This window comes from Arthrobacter sp. C9C5, from assembly GCF_013359735.1.
GTDB lineage: Bacteria > Actinomycetota > Actinomycetes > Actinomycetales > Micrococcaceae > Arthrobacter.
Genome location: NZ_JABFMX010000011.1, coordinates 50,765 through 76,313 on the forward strand (window position 1 = coordinate 50,765; position 25,549 = coordinate 76,313).

Here is a 25,549-nt window from a genome sequence, read left to right on the forward strand (position 1 = left end):
CAAGCTAATTCGGCCATCTAGTGAACGGAACGAATTGCGAGTCTTGTTGGTCCATAATCGCTACCGTTCGGATCATCCTAGCGGAGAGGACATGGTAGTAGACCAGGAGCGGAAGCTTCTTGAGGATGCCGGCCATGAGGTTGGCGAATACGGCCGCCGCAGCGACGACATTTCGGCCATGTCGCTCGCACGCAAAGCAGAACTGCCGCTGCGGGTCACGTGGTCCATTCAGGACCAAGTGGCGGTGAAGAACGAGCTGGGGCGGGGACAATTCGACGTGATTCACCTGCACAATTCGTTTCCGCTGATTAGCCCGTCCATTTTGGCGGCGGCTCGTCAAGCGAATGTTCCCGTTGTCGCGACCCTGCATAACTACCGCCTTGTATGCGCCGCTGGCACGCTGTTGCGCGACGGCAAACCCTGCTTCAAATGCCTCCCCGGCTCACCGCTGCCGGCGATCACCCACGCTTGTTACCGCGACAGCCGCCTCGCCACCGCTCCGCTGGCGTTCTCGATCGGGATGCACCGGGCGCTGCAAACCTGGCCGCGGGGCGTCGACCGGTTCATCGTGATGAGCAAGTTTGCCCACGGCATCATGGCGCAGGCTGGCCTGCCGGCCGAGAGAATCACCATCAAGCCGCACTTCATTCCCGCTCCTGCCCGGGTCAGGGAAGGTCCAGGATCATATGGGCTGTACCTTGGACGGCTCTCCGTGGAAAAAGGAGTCTCGACCCTCATCAAGGCGTGGGATCCATCGCTGGGTACGTTGATGATCGCGGGCGATGGTCCGTTGCGCCCGGAACTGGAGAAGCAGGCGGCCCGGCTTGGAACCTCCGTCCGCTTCCTCGGCGCGCTTGAGCGCGCAGCCGCCTTGGAATTGCTGCTGAACGCCCGCTATCTCGTCAACTCGTCGCGGGCATTTGAAACGTTCGGGTTAACCGTGATGGAAGCGTTTGCCCATGGCGTACCCGCCCTGGTGCCCAGGCAGGGGGTGTTTCCGGAACTTGTCCGTGACGGCGAGAACGGCTTCACGTTCGAGTCCGGCAACCCGGAGTCGCTGCGTGCGTCCTTGCACAAAATCAACGATCCAAAGGTATCGCTGCGAACTGGCGAGAAGGCCCGTCACGACTACCGTGCACTCTTCACCCCGGCAAGGAATCTGACCGCGCTTGAGGAAATTTACCGCGCCGTCATCGCGGCGAGGGCAACCGCCCGGTCCTGACACCACGGGAAAAGGGTGTCCCGGTTCAGGTTACCTCGATGTGCCGGAACTCCACCGGCTGCCTGCCCAGATAGTTCTTATTTAGCCCGAAGTAGCCCCCGCGGTACGAGTCGTCCCGGGCGGCGGCGCTTACCACCGCTCCGTCGAGCCTGGCCACGGCAATCTCGCCGGGGCTGATATCCACTTGGAACCGCATCCAGGCACCGGCCTTAGGGGGATTCGAGCGCACCTCGGCCAAGAGTTTTCCATCCTGTGCTCCCTTGGCCCGGGCAAAGAGCCGAATAATACCGGTCGGATCCAACGTCAGATGGTAGCCAGCCACGGTGGCCGGCGCCGTGGGTCGGTACGGCTGATCGTTCGCCTGGCCAAAAGCAATTCCCGCGCTCCCTCGCAGTTCCGGAACGGCTATCGGCCACCGCATGTCGAAGCACAGCGAGTAGTTGGGCTTCTTGACCGGGCACATCGATCCCATGGTGTAGCTGGAACTGGATTCGTTGTTGAGGCTGATCGAGGAGAAGCCGGGCTGCAACGTGGGCTGATAGGGCGCTGCCAGTATCCAGGGCAAATCGCCTGCCGCACGCACGCCGGTATCAAAGGCGTCCCGGGAGCTCGACGGGGTGTCAGTGGAAACGTAGGGAAAATTAGAACACATCAGCCCGGTCACACCCAGGGCGGCCAAGCGGTCGCGCATCCACCGGGTGTGGACCTCCCAGCAGATCACAGGCTTTCCTAGGCCAACAAGCTTCTTGATTTCTGCGTCCGTGGCACCGTGATAGATGCCCAGGTAGTCAAAGCGCCCTGCGAATTCCGCAAAGCCGTTCCGGGCATCGTCGACAAAGTAGCCCCACGTTTTGTAGCCCCGCTCCTTGGCCTCGGCAAAGTGTTTGCCCGCCGCGGTCTGTTTCCACACGAAGTGCTTCGTGGAATCGGGATAACTGTCCATGAGGTCCAGCAGGGCAGCCGAGTTGGTGCCCTGCTTATCCTCAATGAAGATGACGTTTCTGGCCGCATGGGCATCCAGCACGTCCCTGAGCCGGGGTACAGGCTCAAGCGCAGCCTGGGGCCCGACCCATGGCCGGGCGTCGTTTCGCAAGGCGCTCAACTCCGCATACGTCACCTCGCTGATTTGCAGGTTCCGGCCCGTCATCCTTTTAGTGTTGAGGTCGTGATGGCAGACCAGCACCCCGTCGCTGGTGGCGCTGACAGAGACTTCAATTGCCGTCGCACCGTTTTGGAGCGCCTGCGCGTAGGCAGCAGCCGTGTGTTCTGTCCAGTTGTCCCCGGAGCCACGATGGGCGATATGGAACGGCTTCGTCGCCATCAGGTCAGCCACGGTGCAGGACTGACGCGCCGGCTGTGGTGGAGCGGGTGTTGGACGAGGGCCAGGCGCGCCGCCGCAGGCCGACAGCAGGGCTGCGGTGCCGGCAGCGGCGAGCAGGTGCCGGCGGGACAGCCACTGCGCTCCGGGGCTTTCTTCAGGGGGTCTGCGGGACAAGGCCACCCACCTCCGACGACACGCTGGAACCGTTGCCGGCAGCGTCCCGGCCGGCCCGGAACTGTGCTGCCTGTCCATACCAGGCCTCCAGGAGTGCTGGCATCCGGGCGGATGACCAGCGATCGCTCGGGGTCGGCCGCTGGACCGACTCTGAGTCCCGCAGCGCGACGGCCAAGCGTGCGGGCAGCCCTGGTCCCACGTCCACGACGCGACTGACCCCGTCGGCAGTTCCCCGAACGAAGATCGGGGGTCCTCCTAAGTCCACGCAGATGACGGGCAGTCCCGCGGCGCAGGCCTCGGCCACTACCCATGGAGCGGAATCATGCAGGGAAGGAAAAAGCATCGCGTCCGCGGCATCAAGTGCTGCCAGGACGGCCTCGCGCGGCAGTTGTCCCCGGCAGGTCACGCGGTCCGAGATACCTCGCCGGGCCGCTTCCGCCTCCAGCCAACGCTGGTCCGGGCCGGCGCCGATGAACTCCAGCTTCCAGTTCGCAGCGGCCGGATGGCTGAGGGCCTTCACCGCAAGCCTGGTGCCCTTCCAGGACACCAGGCGGCCGACGAATACCGCGGTCCGCACCCGGGACGGGGCGCTGCTGCCGGACGAGCCCCGCGCCGCGGGATCCACCACCGCGTTGGGCTCCACGACCACTGCGGCGGTGCCGGCAAAGCGCCGTCGGACGTCGTCGTTCAAGCCGACGACGAGCTGAGCCCGGCGGGCCGTCCTGTCGGCAATAGCCCGGCGGCAGGCTCCCGTGACCGTACGCCGCGCCAGCTCGGCCGCGGCTCCGCGGAGACCGAGCCAACGCAGGAGTGGCACCGGAACGTACGACGCCCCCCCGACCGGCCCCCACACCAGTGGCACCGTCGGGGGGAGCGCCGTCAGGCCGCACGGCATCCAGTCGGAGGCAAAGGTGACGTGATGGGCGACGTCGAATGGCGCCTCCCGATGGAGGTCCAGGGCCCGCTGCCCGGCCAGTCGCTGCCAAAGCGGGTAATACCAGTAGACATCCCGATGGTGCTTCTTCAGGCGGAGGCACCAATCCGGCAAATCCACGTATACCGGGTGAATCCACGGCGCCAGCACGGGCTCCGCCGCAAGGGCGTGGGCTATGAGCGGCTCGAATCGCGGCCGGGTGATAACCCAGACCTCGCTGTGGACGGCCGCTGCCCGGGCAAATTCCCAGCCGGCGCCCGGTTCCGAGCCCATGCCCGGACCGCACGCGTAGGCACTGACGAGAACGCGGCGCCGGCCCGGCCCGAGTGAGCCAGCGCCGCTGGCTTTGTTGGAGGACTGCAAGGTCTGATCCCTTCTCAACGCGGGGTGGTCAGGGTGAAGCCGGACACCCGCGCAGTGACAGGGGCGTTGGTAGCCGAACCCGACAGCACGGCAGTGACTCCCGTGTACCCCGGCGCCTGGAGTCCCGGGGTAGTATCGGTGACCTCAAGTTGCCAAGCGGCCGGTTCCGCACCGTTGGCTGCCCACACCTTGGCTTTTACGGCGGTGGTTCCCTGGCCGGTGACTTGGATACGGACGCCGAGCTGCTGACTGCCGGTTCCCGTCAGTCCGGCAATCTGGGTTTCGGCAGTCAGGTACGTTTCCGCGCCCGTAGCAGTCATCCTCGTGATGGCGAGGTAGACCCTACCCGCGGCGATGAAACGAACTTTGGCCCGGTACTCGCCTTGGCTGGGTACCGAACGTCCCACCGCCGACACATAGACTCCACCGCCGGTGGCGTTCTTGTCCAAGGAGACGTTGAAGGACAGATCCGTGTCAGCGTCCTCTACGTTCTTCAGGTACGCGGCGGGAGCGTTTCCGGGCGCCAGCATGATCCAGTTGCCGGTCGGGTTGGACACGGAGTAACGAGCTACGGAACCGCTGACGGTCCAGGCCCCGCCCACCTCGGCGGTTCCCAAGCCCTGGGCGAGGACCCTGGCGAAGGTATCTTTCGCCAGCACCGTGCCGGCTGGGAGCGACGCGGGGGTGGCAGTCGTGCTGGCCTCGTTGGAAGCCCCCTTGTCATCCGTGACGGTGAGTTTCACTGTGTAGCTTCCGGCCGCCGTGTAGGTATGGGTGGCTGTCCGGCCGTTGCCGCTTTTCCCGTCACCGAAATCCCACACCCAGGAGCTGATGCTGCCGTCGGGGTCCGAGGACGCGGATCCATCGAAGGAACAATCGAATCCCTTGCACTCCGCCGTCAGGGCGGCTACCGGTGCCTGGTTCGGAGCGGTCACCGTCACGGTCTTCACTTCGAGGGTGCTTGCGCCCAGGTTATCCGTCGTGCTCAGGCGGACCTGGTAGGTTCCCGCTGCGGCGAAGCTGTGCGTTGGGGTCACCCCGGTGGCGCTTTGCCCGTCTCCGAAATCCCAAGCGAATTCCGCTATCGTGCCGTCGGAGTCCGATGAGGCAGACGCGTCGAACCCGCAGCTCAGCTCTGTGCAGACTGCGCTGAAGGAGGCGATCGGCGCCTGGTTTCCGCTGCCGAGGTTATAGTGCCACTGGACATCGGATGAGTCCAGTTGGACCGGGTAGATGGCCACTTCGTCAATACTGCCCACCATGGCCCGGGACCAGGGCTGATTCGGCCAGCCGTTGAGGTTGTCCGCCCCCACCCTCCAGTAACCGTCGTATCCTTGCGCGACCGTCGGACTGTTGGTGCCTTGACTGACGCCATCTACGAACAGTTCAGAGCGGCCCGGGACCATCGTGCCGACGAGGTGGTGCCACTTACCGTCGTTGAGTGCGGCGCCGCTGGTGACCGTTGTGGCCGAGCCAGTCCACACGCCGAAGACAACCCTGCCGTCGTTCTGCATAAAGATGTGACGGTCGTAATTGCCGCTCTGGCCCGACTGGCTGTTACCAAAGCCGACAATCCGACCGCCGGCCGTGGTGGTCGTCTTGATCCAAGATTCCACGGAAAAGGTCTGCGGACCGGCCTGGGACTGGCTGCTCGCCATGTTGCTGTTGCTGTCGGTGAGATCAGAAGACGTGGTGCCAGCCAGGATCCCGGCCCCGCCCAGATTCATGGCCCAGTAGGTGCCGGTGTTGCTCCCGGCGAAGTCCGCCGCCGTCGTGCCACTGGTCTCCTCAAAGCGCCACAAGCTGCTGGCGCCGTCGCCCTTCACTGTGTCCTGGTAGCTGGCGGACTGTGCGGCGACGGTGACGTAGGGGGTCCAGAAGGACTGGACGGCAACGGTACCGTCGGACGCCTCAACGCGGTAGGCCGCCTGGGCGCCGGCAGGGCGGTTTTTGTCGATGAACGTCAGGGTGGGGATGTCCCAGAAGCGGGAGCGAACCACCTGGGTGAAGATCGGTTCGGTGGTTCCGGCCCGGTACAGCTTGTAGGTCAGGTTTTCGTCGTCCTTATCAGTCGTGGCCTTGAACGTGACCTTGACCTGGCCGGGGCGGGTGCTTGACGCCGAGGGAGTCGAAGGCCGGGCAGGGGCTGTTTCCGGATCCGCCTGGAACCTGGTCACACCCTGCTGGACAGCACCGTTGACCGTGGTGAAGTCGCCCCCGACCCAAAGCTGCTTGCCGTCGGTAGCCATGGCCAGCGGACCGACCTGGGTTGTGCCGCTCGCGTTTGTCTGCGGGTACCAGCCGGCCAGCTTTCCGTCCTCGGGACGCTCAACTAGGAGAAAGCGGTTGGGGCCTTGCGGGAATCCGTCATCACGGCTGCAGTCATGGGCGTGTGAGCCTTTGTAGAGCCAGCCTCCGATGAGCGCAATGGCTTCGGTGGCGCCCAGGCAGCTGTTCTTCCACTTGAGGGCACCGGTCGCGATGTCGGCCGCGAAAGTGCCGTCAAAGCAGCCTCCGCCTTCCCCTGCGTTGGCAAAATAGGCGGTGTTCTGGTCAACAACGATGTCCCGCACCGTCGACACGCAGCTGGTGGACTTCGGCGGAATCGCCGTCGCCGCAGGGAACGGAAGCGGCAGCCCCTGAGTGCTGTCGACCAGGCCGACGGCCCACGTGGGAACGCCGCCGAGGGTGTCGAATTTACCGCCGATGTAGACCTTGGTGCCGTCGGGGGCAGGGCGCACGACCTTGACGTCAGCATTGGAATTCGGGTCCCAGGGAAGGAGCGTCCCGTCACTCGCCTTGACAGCGGCCGCCCGGTTGCGGTCGACGCCGGACACCCTTCCGAACGATCCGCCGAAGAACACTGTGGAGCCCTGGGCCGCGATGGTCGCCACGCGGTAGCTCACGTTCGGCCTGAAATTCGCGACGAGGCTGAGGCTGCCGGTGTCGATCGCGGCGATGCGCGGGCGCGACTGGCCTTCGATCTGGGTAAAGTCCCCGCCTACGTAGACCCTGCTTTGGTCCTCCGACGCTGCAAGCGACCAGACCTTGCCGTTGGGTTGCGGAGCGTACGACAGCAGGTTTCCGGACGCGGCATCCACCACGGCGAGATACGTCCGGGAGGTCTCCTGGGTTCCCGCGGCCGCACCCGGCGGGCGAACCGTCGTGTACTCGCCGCCGATGAAGACCTTGCCCTTGGCGTAGGCCAGGGCGCGGACGGTGCCGTTGGTCTGCCAAATCGATGAATTGGTCGCCGAAAGCGCGGTTTCACGGCCGAAGGCTGGGGAGATCAGTACCCCCATCAACATTGCCAAGACCGCCATGATTCCAGCCGGGCGTAGGAGTTTCTTTGTATACATGTCGTGCCTCTCTTAGATGGTTACTGGCTCCCCGAATGACCGGAGCAAATGACGATTTGGGGTGTGATGACTCCGGCTTTGGCCGGTTCCTTCACGGTTTCGCTTGGCTGCCCGGTCGACGGCGCTGACGAGCACCGCGACGAGCACAAGGAGCGTCATCGAGGAGAAGTCGCAAAGCCCGCTCTCGTTGACTGATGCGACCATGACGTACGTCATGAGAAAGCCCGCACACGCCCTGGCGGGGTGTCCAGGGGTCCTCAGGGCGTAAACCGTCGCGGTAAGAACGGCCAACGCGACAAGAGCAGCCCCCACTGCCCCGGTCTCCCAGAAACTGTCCAGCCAGCTGTTATCGATCGGCATGACGTTGATGTCGCCTTCGCCGCGGCGGAGCAAGAGTTTCTTCTCCCCCAGCCCGTGTCCGAACCAAAACAACTGCGGATCGTAAGGTTGGCTGAGGATGAAGTCCCACACCTTGGTCCGGCCGCTCAGGTTCTGGATTTGCTCACTGTCCTGGTCGCGCATAGCCCAATCGACGATTCCGGGCACAAACGGCAGTGCCAGGCAAAGCGAGCCCATCACCAGCTTGAGTCCGCGGCGTCCGGCGGGCGAGGCAAGAGTCGTGCTGAACGCTACGAGCAGCCCCAGCAACAGGGCCAGCGCCGCTGTCCGGGTGTGGCTGAAGACGATGAGGCCGCTTCCGACTGCGACGGCGGGTACCAGCACCAGCACGCCCACGGTCCGATGCGCCCACAGGAGGACCACCAGGCCCGCCAGCACGGCCCCCACCTCTCCGACCCGGGGGGCCATCATGGGCAAGAACGCTCCTACCAGCCGCGCCGACTGGAACGGGCGGCCGCCCTGCCAGGCCAGCCCTGGCGCTGTAACTACTCCGGCGAGCACCGTCAGTGCCAAGCATGCGTAGGCGGCCGTAGCGGCACCGACCAGCACGCGGAATCGTCCGCGGATAACGGACCAAAGCAACACGGGCACCATCAAACCGAGGACCAACCGGGTACCGCGAAGGATCGCCTGAAGAGGTTCGGGCTGGAACGCCGAGGACACCACCACGTACGTTCCGTAGAGCAAGTAGAGGGCCACCGGTAGCGGGATGCGCAGCGCAGCCCTCGGCGGCAACACCATCAGCAGAGCAACGATGCAAAATATCAGCACCAAACCCTTCAGCGCACTGCTGCCGTCAGATCCGCCGCTGGGATCCGATTTCGACCAGGGCTGAACGGTCAGTAGCATCAGGCCCCAGGCGAGAAAGAGCACAATGAAGGCTGTCCGGTCGCTGAGCCGGCCCGGCGGTGACCACTCTTCGGGCAGCGGTCCGGCCGGCTCACCGCCGGCAGTGACGCTACCCGGATTGACGTTGCCGGGGCGGAACTGGAGGATGGTCATGACTTTGTCCCGGCAGCCCTCGGCGCCGTGTATTCGACTTCGGAGTTCTGCGGTTCGGGGCGACTCACCCGGGCGACTCCGGTGCGCTCCGGAATGCGGTGCCGTATTTTGGAACTCCGTGCCCGGCCAAAACGGTGCCTGCCTGCCGCGACCTTGGACCGGTCCGCCATTAGGATCGCCACCACCGGAAGATTTGCCGCGTTGAGCTCATCCATGGCCTGCTCTAGACGGTGGACACGATCCTTTCGCAGGTGCACCACCAGCACCATGGGCCCTGAAAATCCGGCAGGCAGGTTGCTGTGGGAGCCGTCGTCGCCGAAGTGCGGACCGGTTGCCAGCAACAGCAGGTCGTAGGTTCCGGTTGGCGTCGGCGTGGAGCCAAAGACGGCCGCCGCTTCACATCCGATTTCACTGTTTACGCTGGCGAGCCGCCGGCCGGACAAGGCACCAAGCGGTGTGGCGGCGCCAGCATTGGCAAGCTGCAGCGCGATTTCGGTTCCGTCCTGGGGGCGAAGGGCCACGGCAGCCACAGACCCCAGGCCGGCATGCCCTCCGGCCGCCAGCCCCAGCAGCCCGGTGGCTCCAAGGGCAGCCGACGTGAGCGGCCGCACAGCTATCTGTTCGGACGATATTCCCAGCATCGCGCTCGAACGCTCCACGGAACGAAGCAGCAGCTGGCCGGCGCCCGCCCCGTTTCGTTGGCCGCTAAAGTCGAAGATTTCCGTGAGCCCGGTGGCCCGCATGATGTCGCGCCGGTCCATGATCCGATCGGTGACCTGCCGCCGCACAACGGCAAAGACCACCCCGGCCAGGAGTCCCACGGCAAGACCCCCCAGGAGGAACATCAACATGGACGGGGATTCCTGGACCGCCACCGCAGTAGCCGGTCGAACGACGGAGCCGCCACCGTTGAAGTTCTCGACGGCATCATCCAGCGCCGCTGCAGTCGACTGGGCTTGGCTCGCTTCGTGTTCGAGTTCTTCGCGCTTGGCGAGGATGCTCGCGGCGGCCCCGGGATTCGATGTCCGGGCTGCGGCGAGTGGTCCAGCGAGCGCTGCCGCCGAAGCCAGGCTGTCCTTGGCGGCCGTGTGGGCACGCTCCGCAAGCACGTTCATGTCGGTTCGGCCAATGTCGGCACGGTACTGCAGAAAGGCTGCGGCCACCGCGTTGACGTTGGCCGCTGCCTCCTCGGGAGTGGACGCGTCCGCGGAAATGGAGAAAGAATTATCTGTCGTTGCACTTGCCCTGACGCTGGACCGGAGAACGGCCGAGCCGCGTTCGTCGAGCCGGCGGGCTTGAGCGGCCATGTCCACGACGACGGGGCTCGCCAGAATGCGGGCTTGGGTCTCGGCCGGAAGCTCCAAGCCAAGGCCGCCGGACTTCGCGATTGCGGGCTGGGAAGCCACTTCAGCGGGCAGCGAGTAGTTTCCGGTGATCAGCTCCGCCCGCGCCGTGTACTTAGTGGGATTCTGCGCCGCCACTCCGCCGCCGGCGAGACCCCCGACGACCATGAACGAAATGACCACCGGCCAGTACACGGTGATTATCTGCTTGGCTCCATGCCAGACCGACCACGATTCATTCATCGGGGACCGCCACCTCTCCGGGTTGAGACCGATCCGCCAGATGGCGGGATGATGCAGACTTGCCAGTCGTGAATGGATACTGCGAAATCGCGGTTCTGAACTGCAGGTACCAGATACCGGCGTTGAGTACGGCAGCCGCGACGAGCCCCCACACTGCCCCCTGCAGGCCGACGGCGGCCGCGCCCGATACCGGGAAAATGACAGCCAGGCACGACGTCGCAATCCGTGTCCACATGCTTCTCCTGGCCTCCCCCATTCCGCGGAGTCCAACTGCCGGGCCGGTGTTGGCGCCGTAGAACACCTGTACGAGAAACATCGGAACCACCAGGGCCGATGCGGCCGGCCATCCCTGCCCCGCGAGGGCAATCCCCCATGACCCCGGCAGCAGCTCTACGGTGATGCCCCAGAGAAGGGCTCCGAGCGAGACCACCAGTGAAAACCCTGCCGTGACGCGCCGGAACCGCGAACTTCCTATGGCAATTGCCCGCGCGGCCTCCGGGACGGCAACAACCCCGATGCCCTGGACCAGGACATTGACCGGCCCCAACATGACAAGGACCAGCTTCATTTCGCCCACTGCGGACAGACCCAACAGCCCTCCGATCGCGAAGAACATGACCTGCTGGGACCCGTTGATGGCAGCTCCCTCAAAGAGGTACCGGGGCCAGAGTCCGCGCTGCGAGTAGAGCCAGGACCTGACCTGCCGGACACTGGGCACCACGCGGCACTGGAAGCATCCGGCGGCGGCTGCCACAGTTGCCGCGGCGCCCCAGGCGAGGACAAGGGAGGCAGCGTTGACACGTCCGGAGAGGAAAACCAAGCCGAACGCCGGCACCATCAGCACAGCCCAGAGGAGATCGTTGATGAACGCAGAACGCCCCCGCCCCGCTGCGAAGAGTATCTGGCGCGTACTGTCCTGAAGGAGCAAACCCGGGAGTGCGGCGCCGAGGCTCAGCACGAGAGGCAGGTGCTCCGCCGGCATCAAATGGCTGAGCAGAGCGAACAGAGCGAGAAATGCGACGGCTGTCAACAGCGCTACTCCGCAAACGCCTGCACGGGCCCGCTGAAGCTGCTCCGGCCCGGCGGTGGTGAACCGGACCGCGAAAGGTTCAGTGGCCAGCGCCCGGGAGATGCCGAGGACTAAACTGTAGGCCGAGAAGGCCAGCGCGTAGGCACCGAAATCCGAAACGTTGACGGACCTGGCCACCAGGATCCCGACCGCGAAGTTGGTCAGGCTGCTGAGAGCCTGGTCGGCGAGCCCCCAGCCTACCCGTTTGACGGCTCCGGCCTGCCACGACCGTGCACGCCGCCTGCCAACCGGGCCGGACGTCGCTTCAGGGCCGGTCATGACTCTCATGCGGATTCCACGAGCTTCGGTGCCCGGCGGCACAGCGCCAAGATGAAGACGGGGACATTCCTGGTGTAGCGCTTCCACAAGCGGCGTGGCTCCTGGGCGAAGCGGTAGACCCATTCGAGTCCTCCCCGTTGCATCCAGCGGGGAGCCCTGCGGACCCGTCCGGCATGCATGTCGAAGGCGCCACCGACCCCGACCAGGAGCGAATTGCCCAGACGGCTGCGGTAGCAGTCCATCCAGTTCTCCTGCTTTGGTGCCCCTAGGCCCACCCAGACGATCCGGGCCCCGGAGTCATTGATTTCCTGGACCATGGCTGTCTCCTCTTCCGGGGAAAGTTCGCGGAATGGAGGCGACTGCCAACCGGCAACCTTGAGTCCGGGGATGGTTCGTCGAAGATTCTCAATCATCTCTTCGGCAACCTGTGGCGCCCCGCCCAGAAAGTAGGAGGACCAGCCCCGCTCAGCGGCTGCGCTCAACAGTGCCGGCATCAGGTCCGGCCCGCACACTCTGCCCATCCAGTCAGCGCCGGCGCTCTTGCCGGCCCAGACCAGGGGCATGCCGTCCGGAACCGTCAAGGTCGATCCGTTGAAGATTCGGCGAAGTTCGGGGTTCCGGCGCGCATGCAGCAACGCGTTGACGTCCGTGACGCACACGTAGCCGGGGTTTCCGCAGTCTATGTGTCGAACCAGCCTGTCAATGGCCTGACGCATGTTTACCGCGCTAATCCGGACACCCAAAATATCCACGCGCCGAGGACCGGGACCGGGACCAATTTCACTGCCAGGGCCGGGCTGTGTGCTTGAGACCATTTGAATTTCCCCCTTGGAAATTTGTAGTTGCGTTGCTAGGCGCGGCTTGCGGCCCCGCTGCCTGCGTCCGAGTCCAGGATCAGGCCCAGGGCGCGCCGCAAAACCGTGCTGGAGGTATGCATCGTGTACGGGAAGTAGGCGACTTCCACACCAACACTCGACAGTTGTTGTTCGAGCAAGATCCCCTTTTCCGTTCCGCGCCAGTCATCACCCTTGAAGAACACGTTGAACGGATGCTCCCGCCAGGTGTCGAGGCGGCTCGGATGGACCTCGGCGACCGCCTCGTCCACGTACCGGATGTTCCTCACGATTTCGAGTCGTTCTGACAGCGGAACGACGGGCGCCCGGCCTTTTGTTGTCTCGAGCAGTTCGTCGGAAACCACGCCGGCAATGAGGTAGTCACAGTGCTGGCGCGCCTGGGCGAGGAGGTTTAGGTGGCCTACGTGGAATAGGTCGAAAGCTCCGGCGGCGTAGCCGATACGAGTGTTCAATGGATGTCCTTAATCCCGGTGGATGTCTGTCCGGATCCTGCAGCGGCAGCACTCAACAGGCACCCACTGGCTTGATCATCTGCATCGCAGTGCGGCAAATGATGATCAGATCGCCGGCGAGAGACGCCGTCATGGCTGGTCTCCGGCGCGGCCTGCAGAGCGATGAACGAGTGCCGGCTTTGGGGTGGGGCTGGCCGGAACGATTGGCTTGGAAAGAGCTGCATGCGTGTCGGGAAAAGGCGAGGGGCGAGTGTGAGCGCATATTGAGACCCAATTCATGGCCGTTGTCAGTGACTGATGGTTTGCTATCGCAAACCTAGGAGCCGGACAGGAGGCCCACACGAGTAAAGTCCACCTATCTTCCCGGCACCGTTCTCGACTCGGACGTTCCCGACTACTCGGCGGAGGCGCGCCGTGCGCGTAGTCGCTACCTACTCCCGTCCCGCGCACTACGCCCTGGCGGTTCGGACCGCCGGCGTGCCTCCGGGGCCCAGGCCCTGAATTGGCGGGGCGAACGGCAGACCGCGGGACAGCCAGGTGGCGGGCCCAAGGCCTTCGCCCCGGGTTGCTGAGGGGATGGATCCGTTGGCGTCGGAGCGGACGAGCTGGATCCCCGTGACGCGAGCGGTCAGGAATGTGGCCACGGACAAGACCGTTGCACGAGTGGCGACCGCATCCCGGGGCTGGGCGGCGGCGGGATCGGGCAATTACCGCGCGGCAGCCTGGATGTCCGGGCGTTGTGACCAATGGCGGGGTCGGAGTCCGGAATGGCTTCCGGGCTCGCGGTCGGGCGTGAACCTGCCGGTGACATCACGAAGACACCCGGCCGTGTCAGGCCTGGTGAGTTTCTGACTGCGCAGGACGCTCAACGAAGTTCACCAGAACTGACCACGCCGGGAAGGTTCCACATCTTTCAGTGGTGCAGACCGTAAAAAGGGAGCCGGCGGCGGCTGGGGGGAGAGCCTCGGTCTCAGAAGGCTCTGACGCCGCCGGCTCCGTCTATGGGGTACGGCTGCCGCCTGTGACACCGTACGGTTCCAATGAAGGAGTTCGGAGGTGGGAGGTGTCGACGCGGCCAGTGCTTCCGGTGGCTGCTGCGGTTGCCCGCATTCCAATACCGCCCTCTAAATACCAATCTTAGGACTTTTCGAGTCGTTCCCGGGACTGACTTAAGTCAATCGCGAGGGCCCGATCTTCACACGAGTAGGGTTTACCCGACTTCTCCCCTTTTCCTGACTGCGGGACTACTTGGCCATACTTAGGCGGCGTCGGTGTCACTCGCTCGATACGCAGGCCACCGGGGGACGCCCGCGGAAACTGCGGGACTGGGCGCCCTCGATGCCTTCAGTCGCTGCCGGTCCGGAGGCTAGGGCATATCAAGATCCTTTTGGATCTCTACGAGTTCGCCGCGGCGGCTGACGCCGAGCTTCCCGAAGATCCGGTACAGGTGCCCCTCGACGGTTCGCTGTGAAACGGTGAGTTTGGCCGCAATTTCCGCGTTCGTGTCCCCGCCCGCCACCAGCTTCAGAATCTCGGATTCGCGGGCTGTCAGCTCGGCCCGGCGTTCACCTTGGGCACTGTTCAACGGGCCGGACATGCCGGCCGCGATCATCCGGCGGTGCACCTTGCGCTGCACGGCGGTGAGCTTCCACTTTTCCGGGTCGTTCTCCAGCAGGCGTGCGGCCTGCTGCGCGGCTTCGAGCGCCAGCAGCAGGTGCCCGGCGCTCACAGCCTGGTCGCTGAGCGCCGTGAGCCCAGTCGAATCGGCGGCCGTGACGGCGAGCGCGTAGTCCCGCAGCAGGCGCGCCTCCGGCACGTCGACGGCGCCGCTGCTGGCCGCCAGCGCCGCGGCGGCTGCAGTGTCCCCGCCGCGGAGGGCCAATCGGCGGATATCGGTCTCGACGGCTCTGAGCCCCTGCCGCTGCGCCTCGTCCGCGAGCCGGCCCAGCTCGCGTCGCGCGTCGTCCGCGTCCCCGCCGGAGGCCTGTTCGGCGGCGGTACAGTAGGCCTCGGCGAGGAGCCGCAGCGTCTCCGGCGCCCGGTAGGCGGCGCTGCGGAAGGCTTGCGCCTGCTCTGCCGCCTCACCTGGCTGCCCGACGGCGGAGGCGGCGTAGGCCGTCACCGCGCGTGCGAAGGCGGACAGTTCCCAGGGGTCGGCGATCAGGAGTTCTTCGACGCCGAGCAGCAGCTCCGCCAGGCTTTCCGGGACCCGCCCCTGCCGCAGCCGGGAGTAGCCGCGCATCACGTGCAGCAGTCCGCCGCTGTACACCAGCCGCGGGGCCATGTTCGAGGAATAGTCGTCCAGGACCGAAGCGAGCTCCTCCCACTCCCCGGCCCGGATCAGGCTCAGGCAGTACCGCGCCAGCACGTCCTCGTAGACGAGGGGAAGGGCCAGGCCTTCCTCCTGCACGTCGCGCCAGGCCTCCCGGCCGAGACCCAGTCCCTCCAGCACCCGGCCTTGCGCGGTCCAGACCTCGGCCAGCCGCGACACCGCCGGGATACGGATTTCCGCGTTGCCTTCGGCGGCGGCGATCAGCTCCTGCAGCCTCTCCTGAAGCTCCGTGGTCCTGCCCTCCCAGCCCTCCAGCAAGAGCGCGGCGGCGAGGCCCACGCTCGCCTCCGCCCACGCCGGCTCATCCGGGCCGCCGGGAATCGGTTCCCCGGCGCCTGCCTCGCGCGGCACATCGAAGCCTGCCACCGAAGTTCCGAGCCGGGCAGCCAGAAGTGCGGCGAGATAGGACGCCCGGCCGTACCGCAACGGCTGCGCTGCCTCGAGGAAGTCGGCCGTCTCCCCGTGGCGGCCGAGGATGTAGCTGGAATAGGCCAGCTGGATCCTGGCCTCCGACAGGAACCGGTCCTCCCGGATCGCCCCCGCGGCCCGGATCGCCGTCGCGGCGTCCAGGCCCGCGTTGGCGGCCATGGCAGCCGCGAGCAGCTCCGGGGACGCCGGCTCCGCGCCGGAATCCAGCGACCAGCGCAACTGATTCAGGAAAGCGTCCGGGAGCACGGCGCCCACCCAGGGAAGGGCCAGGAGGCTGGACCTGAGGGCGGCACTCCGGCCTGCAGGGACGCGGCGGCGGATGATTTCGCCGATGAGCGGGCTGGCCGGCCTGACGATGCGGTCCAGGTCCCGCGAGACCGTAATGATTCCGGCCATTTCAAGGGCGTCCACGGCACGGGGGCTGCTGAACCTGAGGATCTGGCCCAGCGACAGCGGCCCGGCCAGGGCAACGATGGCGGCGGCGGTTTTTTCCTCCGCTGACATGGAACGGAGCTGGTGGTCCACCAGATCCGCCGCGGGAACATCGCCAAGGTCCGGCGGGGCCAGGAGGAACCACGTTCCGCGGCGCTTTCCGATCGCGCCTGTATCCCGTGCATGGTCTATGAGCGACATCAGCATGAACGGATTGCCCGCGGTCATTTTGGCGAACAGTTCGCTCACCCACGGAGACACGTCGGCCCGGAGCACCTGTTCGCAGAGTTGGTGCACCTCGCCCCGGCTCAGGGCCGCCAGGTCAAACTTCGATATCAGGCCGTCCCCCCAGAGCGCCAGGAACTCCTCCGGGACCAGCGGACCGGGCCGGCAGGCGGCGAGCAGCCGCGCGGCGCCGGTGGCAACCGCCTGCGCGACCAGCTGGATAGTCCCCCGGTCCAGGTGTTGGGCGTCGTCGATCACGAACAGCGCGAGGGCCGGCTCGGATCTGAGGCTGGCAGTCACCGCCCCCAGCACGGCCGCATAGGAATCGAGATCGTGGTCCGGCAGGCCCGCCAGGTAGGGTGTCAGCGCTCCGAAGCGGACCGCCGCGAGCGCCGGAGTCGCGGCGAGGCGGATCACTGTTCCCTGCGGCCGAAGCTCCGCCAGCACGGCTTTGACGACGACGGTTTTCCCGGACCCCGCCCCCCCGACAATCAGGGCCCCGGCCCTGCCCTCGTCGCGGAGGCAGTGGACCACGTCCCGGACGACGCCGAATCGACCGATCAGGGTGGCGGCATCGGTCAGGCCTTCCACAGCAGGCCCCTCGCGCCGTCGTCGACCGTGTCCCGCGTGCCGGGTCTGCCCCTGTGCCGATCAGCCGATGCGGGCGCTGGCCGCCGGTGCCGAGATGACATCCTTAAGCTCCGATCGGCTTGCCACGTGGAGTTTTGAGTACACCTGGTACAAGTGGCCTTCCACCGTGCGGACCGAGACATGCATCTGTTCGGCGATCTTGCGATTGGATGTTCCGGCCGCCGCCCGGACAGCCACTTCGCACTCCCGGGCCGTCAGCGTGGAGGTGGTCAGCGAATGCAGGCCGTTCCCCGGGCTTCCGAACCTGTCGTCGAGGGACTGTTCGGTGCGCTGTGAGATGCGGAGTGCGATCCGGTTCCCGGCTTCATTGGCGCAGAAGACCGCCCTCCGCGCCACGTCGCGGGCAAAGAGAGCGTTGCCGGCGGCGTCTGCATCCTTGGCCACAGCCAGCAGCTGCTCGCTGGCGCCGTCCTTTACTCCCTCTGCCAGGCGCAGGCACAGCTGGGCGAACTGCCCGGTGACCTGAGCGGCGAGGCCGGCCAGCTTCTGGCAAAGCTGGCGGTCCCCGAGCCGAGCGGCCGCGGACAGGAAGAGCAGCCCGGTGGCCGGTGAGCCGGCGTCCGCCTCGCTGGCCGCCTCGGCGAGGAGGGTGCGGATGGCAGCGGCCCGTTGGCCGAGTTCAGCCAACGCGCAAAGCTCAAAGTAGCGTGTCACCCGGCCAACCAGCCAGGAACCGTGGCGTTGCGGCTGCGCCACTTCGGCGAGCAGCAGGCTGGCTTTTTCCTCGTCGCCGGCGAGCCCTGCCGCATAGGCACACGCGGCCGTTGCCAGGCCGGACAGACCATCGGGATCCTGGGTCCGGAGCTGCCACATCCCTGCCTCCAGCCACGGAATGGCGCTCTCAAGGCGCCCGGCATGAAGATCGATGACGCCCTGGCCGATTTCGAACATCCCCCCGAGGCGCGCGTGCGGCTCGGCCGTGCCGGTCGCGGTCGCAATGAAGGCAGATGCCTCCCGGAATTTCGCGGAAAGGAGCAGGAGCAGCAGGAAACGGCCCCTGATGTCGCGAACGGTGTTGTCTGCCAGCGGGACGGTCGCGGCCGCCGCCATGATCTGCTTGCCCAGCGCCATGGCACCGAGGACATTGCCGCTGACGGCCATGGTCTCGCAGAGCAGGCTCGCGGTGAGAATGCCGGTTTCGCTGCCCAGTTCGGGGTCAAGATCGGCTCGGACTGCCAGAACGTCATCATAGCGGCCCTCGAAGGCGGCCAGTTTGACTTCGGCGAGGCGCAATTGCCCGCGGGCCCATTCCAGTGCGGCCGGATCTTCCGCGGGCGGCCCGTCAAGGCGCTCGCGGACCATCCGCAGCCTGGCCGGGGCTTCGGCTGCGGTGGCCGGGCTCCGGTGGTCCAGCTCGGCCCGAAGGAGCTGCAGGGCGACCCACTCGGTCAGCGGGTATTCCTCGGCGGCAGAATCATCGAGTCCGTGGAGGATCCGCCGCGCGGACTCGTTGTTGTTGAACAAGATGTGGGCCTTCACCGTTTCGACGACCGCTCCGCCGAGCGCCCCGCGACCATCGATTTCGTGGATGAACCTCAGCGCCGAGGTGGGATCCGAGGCGTTGTTAGCCTGGCGTGCGGCCGCCACGGCGGTTTCGGCGCTGATCCTCTCCCCGCAGTCCAGTGCCCAGGCGAGGTCCGTGGCTCCACCGGCTTTGGCCTGTTCGGTGTCCGGCAGCACGGCGGTGAGCCGGCGCCGGAGTTCCGCGCTGCGGCCCGGAGGGACCACGCTGGCGACGATTGACGCGGTGACCGCGTTGGCGACACTGACCATCGGCGGGTGGTCGTGGCTGACCTGGATCAGGGCGCGCTCCTGCAGGTTGTCCATGTCCTGCGGATTGAAGATCCTCATGAGCGTCTGCAGCGGAACCGCGCCGGCGAGCGCCAACAGTTCGAAGACGTCGCGCTGGCCCGGGCTGAGCCTGTTCAGCCGGGCCTTGACGACGTCCCGTACCTCACCGGTCAGCGCGATCGGACGTCCGTCCAGGATCCACGAACCGTCCTGCCGCACAACGGTGCCGAGCTTGATCTGCTCCCGCGCCAGCGAATGCAGGAAGAGCGCGTTTCCGCCGCTCGCAGTCCAGAGCGCCCGGGCGGCAGAATGCGAAAAGTGCCCCCCGTACTCCTGGTTGAGCGTGGCCGAGGTCTCGGCGAAGTCGAAGGGTTCCAGGTCCACGCGGCGGAGCAGGTCATCCTTCCAGAGCCCCATGATGTCCCCGCCAACGTGGTGCAGGTCCACACTGGCGGCGAGCAGCGTCACGTGCCCTCCGGCGCTGAGCTGGGCCACCATCATGCAGGACAGGTCATCCAGGTCGTGGGCGTTATCCACGAACAGGACGACGCCGCGGCCCTGGGCTTTCGTGTGCAGCAACTGGGTGAGTCCGCGCAGCACCATGAGGGGGTGTTCCAGGTGCGAGGCGTCGAGGTCATTGAGGAGTACGCTCAGCGCGCCGTAGGGCAGCTTGGAGGCTATGGAACTTCCCCGCACCTGGACTACCAGGTAGTCATCGCCTAGCTGTTCGAGGGCGCGTTGGGCGATGAAGGACTTCCCGGCCCCGTGTTCGCCCACGAGCACGACGCCGCACCCTGCTCCTGATGTCAGGGTTTCGACGATCTCCGAAACGGTCTGTTGTCGGGTGAAGGGTTTATCCTGCCGTCCCTGGGTTGGCCGGTGTATTGCTAAGAGCGCGTCCGTTTTACCGCTGCCAGCAGGCACGCCGGCTTCTTGCTGAAACATGGGAGAGACCTTCGCAATCAATGTTTAACCAGTGATATATCCAAGGTATGGACTACCCGGGGCAAAGGCATCCGTAGGTAGTACTCGATTGCGGTGCGGGTATCGATCCCGGGTCTACGTGGCTGTACTCGGAAACCCCACGGCGCCCCCGGGCGGCAAACCAAGTAGTCGCCGGCGGTCTTCGAGTGCCGCGGGTGTGGTGCGCTCCGGCGAAGCAGGAAACACCTACTCCCCGGCCACCCTTCGAAGTTCGTCGCGTCCGCTGATGTTCAGCTTGGCGTAGCTGCGGTACAGGTGGCCCTCAACTGTCCGGACCGAGACCTGCAGTTCCGCGGCGATCTGACGGTCGCTCAGGCCGCGGACGGCCAGCGCCACGATGTCACGTTCCCGGCGGGTCAGGAGTCCGAGGGTGTCGTCCTGCCCGTCCGGTTCCTGCCCCGGCAGGCTCTCGGCACGATCCCGGCAGCGCTGCTGCTGCGACACTGCCATCCGCTCCCGCAGCGTGTCGCCGGCGGCGTGGTAGGCGCTTGCGGCGGCGCCGTACGCCAGGCCCGCGAAGCCCCAAAGTTCGGCTTCCTCGCAGCTCTTGGCAGCGTCAAGCAGTTGCGCGGGCTGCTCCGTGCCGAGTGCCTCGGCGTAGCCGCAGACGGCCGCCGCCCGGCGGCCCTCCAGTGCCGGCTTGAGCTCCCGCAGGCGCACGGCAGCCTCCGGATCGCCGAGGGCCAGTCTGAAAGCCAGGGCGTCGAACTCCAGTCCCGCGGTGTTGGGGGCGCCGTCGGGCCTGCCCAGTTTTTCCAGCTCCTCCGCCGCGCGACGGTGGCCGCCCAGCCTGGCTTTGCCGTACACCACCGCCATCTCGGAGAGCGTCCGCAGGTATCTGGAGACGGCCGGCCGGGCGGATTCGTAGTCCGCCAGCAACCCTGCGGCTTTCTCTGTGGCGCCGACCTCGGCGGCGGCGGCAAAGGCCATGGCCGCCGTCAGGGAAAACAGTTGCTGGGGATCCGCTACCCGCAGGGCCTCAAGCGCCGCACGCAGCGTCCGTTTGGCCTCCGCCGCCTTGCCCTGGTATAGCAGGATGATTCCGGTGGCCGCGTGCACTCCGCCGCCGAAGGAGATCAGGCTTGGTCCGAAGGCCGCCACGAACCCTCCCAGCAGGCTTTCCGCCGCGGTCCAGTCCCCTGCGTGGATAACCGCAGTGACGGCGCGGACCATCAGGAAGTCGGAGAGGAAATACAATTCGCCGTGGTCGGCCCCGGCTGCCTCCAGGGCTGCCTTGGCCGCCGCGTAGGCGCTGTCAGGTTTGCCCTGAACCAGCAGCTGCTCCGACTGGAGGGCCAGGCTGAAGGCCCTGTCAAGATTGTTGGCCGGCTGTCCGTCATCGTCCCCGCCCGAAACATTGCCGCCGGTTTCCCGGTCCGGGGCTCCGGCGGCCGCTGCGCCCTCGCCGGCCAGGGCCAGGACCATGCTGCGGATGGTCCGCACCCGGTCGCGGGTCGCGGTAAGGATGCTTTCGGCGTCGCCGGGGTTGTCCGCGGCGAGACGCTCGCCGGCGCGCAGCAGTGCGTCAGCTCGCTTCATGATGTCGGCCGGGGAATGCCCCAGTGCGGAGAGGACCGCCGCCCACAGCAGGGACCCGGTGAGCAGGCTCGCCACCGTGCGTCCCTTGGCGAAATCCGCCTCCAGGATGTCCCGGGCAGCCGCATGGTTGGAGGTGTTGTAGTGCGTGCGTGCTATCACCGACCGCGCCGCGATCTGCAGCTCCGGGTCCTTGACCTGGGACGCCGCCTTGCGAGCCAGGTCGTCCTCGAAGAGCCTGCTGGCGAGCACCGCTGCCCGGAGCAGCTGCCGGTCCTCGACCTCGACGCCGCATTCCATCGACCAGCTCACGTGGCGGAGGAGGCCCTCGGCCGACGCCGGTTCCCGGTCCATCAGCCGCAGCAGGCTCTGCCGGAGCTGGAGGCTGCGTGCCGGGGAGATCAGGTTCCGGAGGGTGTCGCCGTAGACCGAATGCCACAGCCGCAGTTCAGGCTGGGGAGCGTCCGAAACCCGGAGCAGCTCCTCTTCGATCAGCCCCGCCACGGTGGCTTCGTCCACCAAGGCTTCAATCAGCGTCCGGGACACCGGCTCCGCCAGTGCTACGAGGTTCAGGGCCTTGCGTTCGTCGGCCGAGCGCCGGAGCAGCTGGCGACGCACGACGTCGGTCAGCCGTTCGCCGTGGCTGTTCAGCGGGCGGGACAGCAGCCACACTCCGTTGCGCTGGAGCAGCGTACCGTCATTTTTCGCGTCGTCGACCAGGCAGCCGAGCAGCAGCGGGTTGCCGGCGGACGCCTCCCAGAGGACCTCGGCGACGTTGGGCAGGACCTGGGGACCCAGTTGGTGCGCCAGGATTTCGGTGGTCTGCTCCCGGGTGAGCGGGCGCAGGTCGTGACGTTCGGCGATGCCCTCGAACCAGAGCTGCAGGAGCGGCTCCGGCAGTCCGGGGCGGGCCGCCGCGCTGACGAGTAGTTTTGCCCAGCCGGCGGCGGCGAGCTCCACGAGGACACCGGCCGTCGCCTCATCCAGGTCGTGGGCGTCGTCGACAATCAGCAGGAGCGGTTTCTGGGTCGCCCGCCGCTCCCCCTCGAGGTAGCTCCAGAAGATCCGCAACACGGCCAGCTGGGAGGTGGCATCCTCGACGGGCAGGTCGAGGATGAACGGCGCCAGCACGCCGTACGGCACGTGGCTCAGGGCCGGGCTGCCGTGCAAGCGCACCGGGGTCACCTCGCCGCTGAGTTTGGCCGCGACGGCCTCCATCAGCGTTGACTTGCCGATTCCGTGGTCCCCAAGCAGCAGTACGGCGACCCGCGTGCCGCCCTGCAGGGCCTCCACCGCGGAGCTTACGTCTTCCGAGCGCCCCGTCAGGACGCGGTCCTCCTCCTCGACAGGCGCTTCCGCGCGGGCCCTAGATGAGTCCAAGCAGATCACTCCGCGAGGACACCCCGAGTTTCGTGAATACCTGGTACAAGTGCCCCTCCACCGTTCGAACCGAAATACCCACTTCCAGGGCGATGTCCTTGTTGGAAACTCCATTCCCGGCGAGGGCCGCAATTTGCCGCTCCCGCTCCGTCAGCAGGGGCCCCTTGGTCCGCGGGACGATTGGGAGTGCCGGCACCGATTCGGACAGGGCTTCCAGCATGGTGTGCGCCGCAGTCGCGCTCCCCGCCAGCCCGGCCGCCTTGGCAAAGTCGAACGCGAGCGCCGCGCACCTGGCCTGGACGGCGTCGAGCTCCAGGGCGGCGGCCTGTCCGGCCGCCTCGAGCATTACGACGGCGTCCTTCTTCCGGCTTCCGACCGCCACCACGCGGGACAGCTCCGCGAGCGGGCCCTGCCGGAGCGCTGCGATGTCTTCCATGAACTGGAAGTCCTTGACGCTGCCGTTGACCGTGGCGCCCAGCATGCAGATCCCGGCCAGCGTGTAGCGGCCGTTGCGGAAGTGCCGCTCGGCGGCGTGAACCAGCCGGTCCTTCGCTTCGGGATCGCCCAGCCACCGGGAGGCCATGTCCATGCAGAAGTCGGTCGAACTGCTGATCACGAAGCGCGCCGGCCCGTCGGCGGACCGTGCGCGGTCCAGGTAGACGGTGGCTTGCACTGAATTGCCCATCTGCGCGTACGCAAAGGCCGTTGCGGCGTAGGCCTGCCGGAGCGCGTGCAGGCTGGTCCTGACTTCAAGCTGAGCGATCGCGGCCAGCAGCGGGTCCAGGGCCAGGTAGCCCCGGCCCGCGTACACATAGGCGAGCCCGACGGCGAGGTCGGTGGCGGCGCTTCCGGAATGCAGGCCGTGCCCGGCACGCCCGCTGGCGTCCTTGAGCATGTCGATGCTTTGGCGCCACTGGCCCGAGAGCAGCAGGACGTTGAAGGCCCGCCAGGCGAAGTTCTCCCGGATCCGCGGGACGTTGGACCAGTCACCCAGCTTCCCGCCAATCTCGCGCATCAGCTGGCGGGCCTCGAGTTCTTTGCCCGTCACGCAGAGGGCTTCCATCAGGATGATCGAGGTTCGGAGCCGGTGCACCGGGTCCAGCGCGTCGGCGTCGGCGGCCGTGGCGGCGGCGCGGAGCCGGTCCATCATCGGCTCGTAGTCGCCGATGAAGGACAGGTAATTGAACTCGCACAGGTCGAGGCACAGTCCGGCGCGTGCCAGTGCTTCAGCGCCGGCCGGCGGGTCGCCCTGCCGGAATTCCTGCAGCCTCAGCCGGGCCTGCCGGATAAGCTCCGGCACCTTCCCGCTGCGGTCCTCCAGCCACGCCATGCAGTCGGCCTTGGCCGCGACCAGCTCGGCGAAGGCCTCCGGCTCGAGCCCGTTGATCTGTGCCTCGGAAATGTCGTCGAGGGCGGACATCGCCTGCAGGGGAAGCCCCAGCTGCAGGTACGCGGCGGCCTTCTGCAGTTGCCCCGCAGGCCATTCGCCGTCGCCGGAGCTGATGCTGCCGGCGCACTTGAGCGCGAACTTCGGGTCGAAGAGGCGGACAGCGGCCTGGGCTGCCGCCAGCGCGTGGGCCGGCGCCAGCTCGGCGTGACAGTCGTGCGTCCAGGCCGCGTAGGCCAGCAGGTCCTCGACGGTCAGTTCCGCCAGCTCATGTTCCTGGTGGCCGGGAACCTTGTCCCGCAGCTCCAGCCGGCGCTCGACACTCAGCCAGTTCCGGACGATGTCGCCCAGGTACCGGTCCCCGAGCGTCACGAGGTGCTGGTCGGTGCGGTCGACGACGATCTGCCCCGCATCCTCCATATCAGCGATGAGTCCCGGGCCGTACATCCGGGCAAGCCGGGACAGGGACATGCAGCGTGCGCAGGAAAGCACCTCGATCACTTCCCGCGCCTCGGGCGATTCCCTGGCGTACCGTGCCCTGACGATGTCCTCCAGCGCCGTCTTCCCGTCCAGCACGACCTCGTCCACCAGCGTCCACACGGAGCCGGAAAGCACCAGATTGCCGCGTTCGATCTGCTCCGAGACGACGGCCTGCAGGAGCGTGGGGCTGCCGCCGACGAGTTCGTGCATCTGGCTTGCCAGGGCGGTTGAAACCCGGTGCCCGAGCGCAGCCTGGAGCACTTCGCGGGTTTCGATCTCGGTCATGGAGTCGAGCCGGACCTCGGCGAGCTGCCCGGAGGTGATGAGCCAGTAGAAGTCGGGCGGCAGGTCGGTGGCGCGCTGTGCGGTGGCGACGAGCCTGGCCGTTCCGGTTTGCAGCAGGTTCAGCAGCACCCCGGTGCTTTGTTCGTCGAGGGAGCCCGCATTGTCCAGCAGGATCACGCACTTTCGGCCGGCGGCGTCGTTGCGGATCAGCGAGGTGATGCCGTGCAGGATCGCGGTGGGCGATCCGAGGGCGCTTTGCGGGAGCCGGGCGAGGGTGAAGGCGAGGCATCCGTAGGGCGTGGCGGAGCCGGACCCGGAACTTCGGAGCTGGAGTGTAAAGACGTCCGGACCGAAGCCGGCGAGGGCACTGCGTCCGACGAGGGACTTGCCGACTCCCCGGTCCCCCGTGATGACCACGCCCATGCTGTCGGGCGCGGTGAGGGCGGTCCGCACACGGTCGGCGTCGGCGCCCCGTGCCAGACCGGACCACGCGTGTCTGTTCACCGGCCCCGCGGCCGCTTGAACTTCGGCCGGTGCCAGTGCGGTGGAAACATTCCCCCAGCCCAGTGAATCCCTCGACATCTAGTTTCCTTCGTACCGCTGTGCGGACGGCAAACCTGAAA

At 66.6% G+C, this 25,549-nt stretch carries 13 protein-coding genes; 1 reads left to right on the forward strand and 12 read right to left on the reverse strand.

The window, feature by feature from the left end; all coding sequences use genetic code 11:
• Positions 1-91 precede the first annotated feature (91 nt).
• The gene (locus HNO80_RS10305; protein ID WP_175322766.1) at positions 92-1,222 is read left to right on the forward strand and encodes a glycosyltransferase family 4 protein; all 1,131 of its coding nucleotides are present in this window, start codon (positions 92-94) and stop codon (positions 1,220-1,222) included.
• Between the two features lie 25 nt (positions 1,223-1,247).
• Here the strand turns inward: HNO80_RS10305 and HNO80_RS10310 are convergent, their stop codons facing one another.
• The 12 genes from HNO80_RS10310 to HNO80_RS10365 form a co-directional block, all read right to left on the reverse strand.
• The gene (locus HNO80_RS10310) at positions 1,248-2,555 is read right to left on the reverse strand and encodes a glycerophosphodiester phosphodiesterase (protein ID WP_175322767.1); all 1,308 of its coding nucleotides are present in this window, start codon (positions 2,553-2,555) and stop codon (positions 1,248-1,250) included.
• Between the two features lie 142 nt (positions 2,556-2,697).
• The gene (locus HNO80_RS10315) at positions 2,698-3,924 is read right to left on the reverse strand and encodes a glycosyltransferase (protein ID WP_175322768.1); all 1,227 of its coding nucleotides are present in this window, start codon (positions 3,922-3,924) and stop codon (positions 2,698-2,700) included.
• A gap of 104 nt (positions 3,925-4,028) precedes the next feature.
• Positions 4,029-7,337 (reverse strand): PKD domain-containing protein, encoded by a 3,309-nt coding sequence (locus HNO80_RS10320; RefSeq protein WP_217500784.1) that lies wholly within the window; start codon positions 7,335-7,337, stop codon positions 4,029-4,031.
• Positions 7,338-7,385: 48 nt separating this feature from the next.
• Complete coding sequence (locus HNO80_RS10325; protein ID WP_175322770.1) at positions 7,386-8,774, reverse strand: O-antigen ligase family protein; 1,389 nt, start codon at positions 8,772-8,774, stop codon at positions 7,386-7,388.
• Positions 8,771-10,360, reverse strand: coding sequence for a hypothetical protein (locus HNO80_RS10330; protein WP_175322771.1), 1,590 nt, complete (start codon positions 10,358-10,360; stop codon positions 8,771-8,773). Before HNO80_RS10330 ends, HNO80_RS10325 begins: the two co-directional genes overlap by 4 nt.
• Positions 10,353-11,717: an MATE family efflux transporter gene (locus tag HNO80_RS10335; RefSeq protein WP_175322772.1), complete on the reverse strand. Its 1,365-nt coding sequence runs from the start codon at positions 11,715-11,717 to the stop codon at positions 10,353-10,355. The genes HNO80_RS10330 and HNO80_RS10335 overlap by 8 nt, the downstream gene beginning before the upstream one ends.
• Positions 11,714-12,523 (reverse strand): WecB/TagA/CpsF family glycosyltransferase, encoded by an 810-nt coding sequence (locus HNO80_RS10340; RefSeq protein ID WP_175322773.1) that lies wholly within the window; start codon positions 12,521-12,523, stop codon positions 11,714-11,716. The genes HNO80_RS10335 and HNO80_RS10340 overlap by 4 nt, the downstream gene beginning before the upstream one ends.
• 35 nt (positions 12,524-12,558) lie before the next feature.
• Positions 12,559-13,014, reverse strand: a complete 456-nt coding sequence (locus tag HNO80_RS10345; RefSeq protein ID WP_175322774.1) for an FAD synthase family protein — start codon at positions 13,012-13,014, stop codon at positions 12,559-12,561.
• A gap of 1,366 nt (positions 13,015-14,380) precedes the next feature.
• Positions 14,381-17,023, reverse strand: a complete 2,643-nt coding sequence (locus HNO80_RS18085; RefSeq protein WP_175322775.1) for a helix-turn-helix transcriptional regulator — start codon at positions 17,021-17,023, stop codon at positions 14,381-14,383.
• A 60-nt stretch (positions 17,024-17,083) separates the two neighbouring features.
• Positions 17,084-19,819: a helix-turn-helix transcriptional regulator gene (locus HNO80_RS10355; protein WP_249777286.1), complete on the reverse strand. Its 2,736-nt coding sequence runs from the start codon at positions 19,817-19,819 to the stop codon at positions 17,084-17,086.
• 225 nt (positions 19,820-20,044) lie between these two features.
• Positions 20,045-22,774, reverse strand: a complete 2,730-nt coding sequence (locus HNO80_RS10360; RefSeq protein WP_175322777.1) for a helix-turn-helix transcriptional regulator — start codon at positions 22,772-22,774, stop codon at positions 20,045-20,047.
• Positions 22,761-25,508 carry a helix-turn-helix transcriptional regulator gene (locus tag HNO80_RS10365; protein ID WP_175322778.1) on the reverse strand — a complete coding sequence of 916 codons (2,748 nt, stop codon included), beginning with the start codon at positions 25,506-25,508 and terminating at the stop codon, positions 22,761-22,763. The genes HNO80_RS10360 and HNO80_RS10365 overlap by 14 nt, the downstream gene beginning before the upstream one ends.
• Positions 25,509-25,549 lie beyond the last annotated feature (41 nt).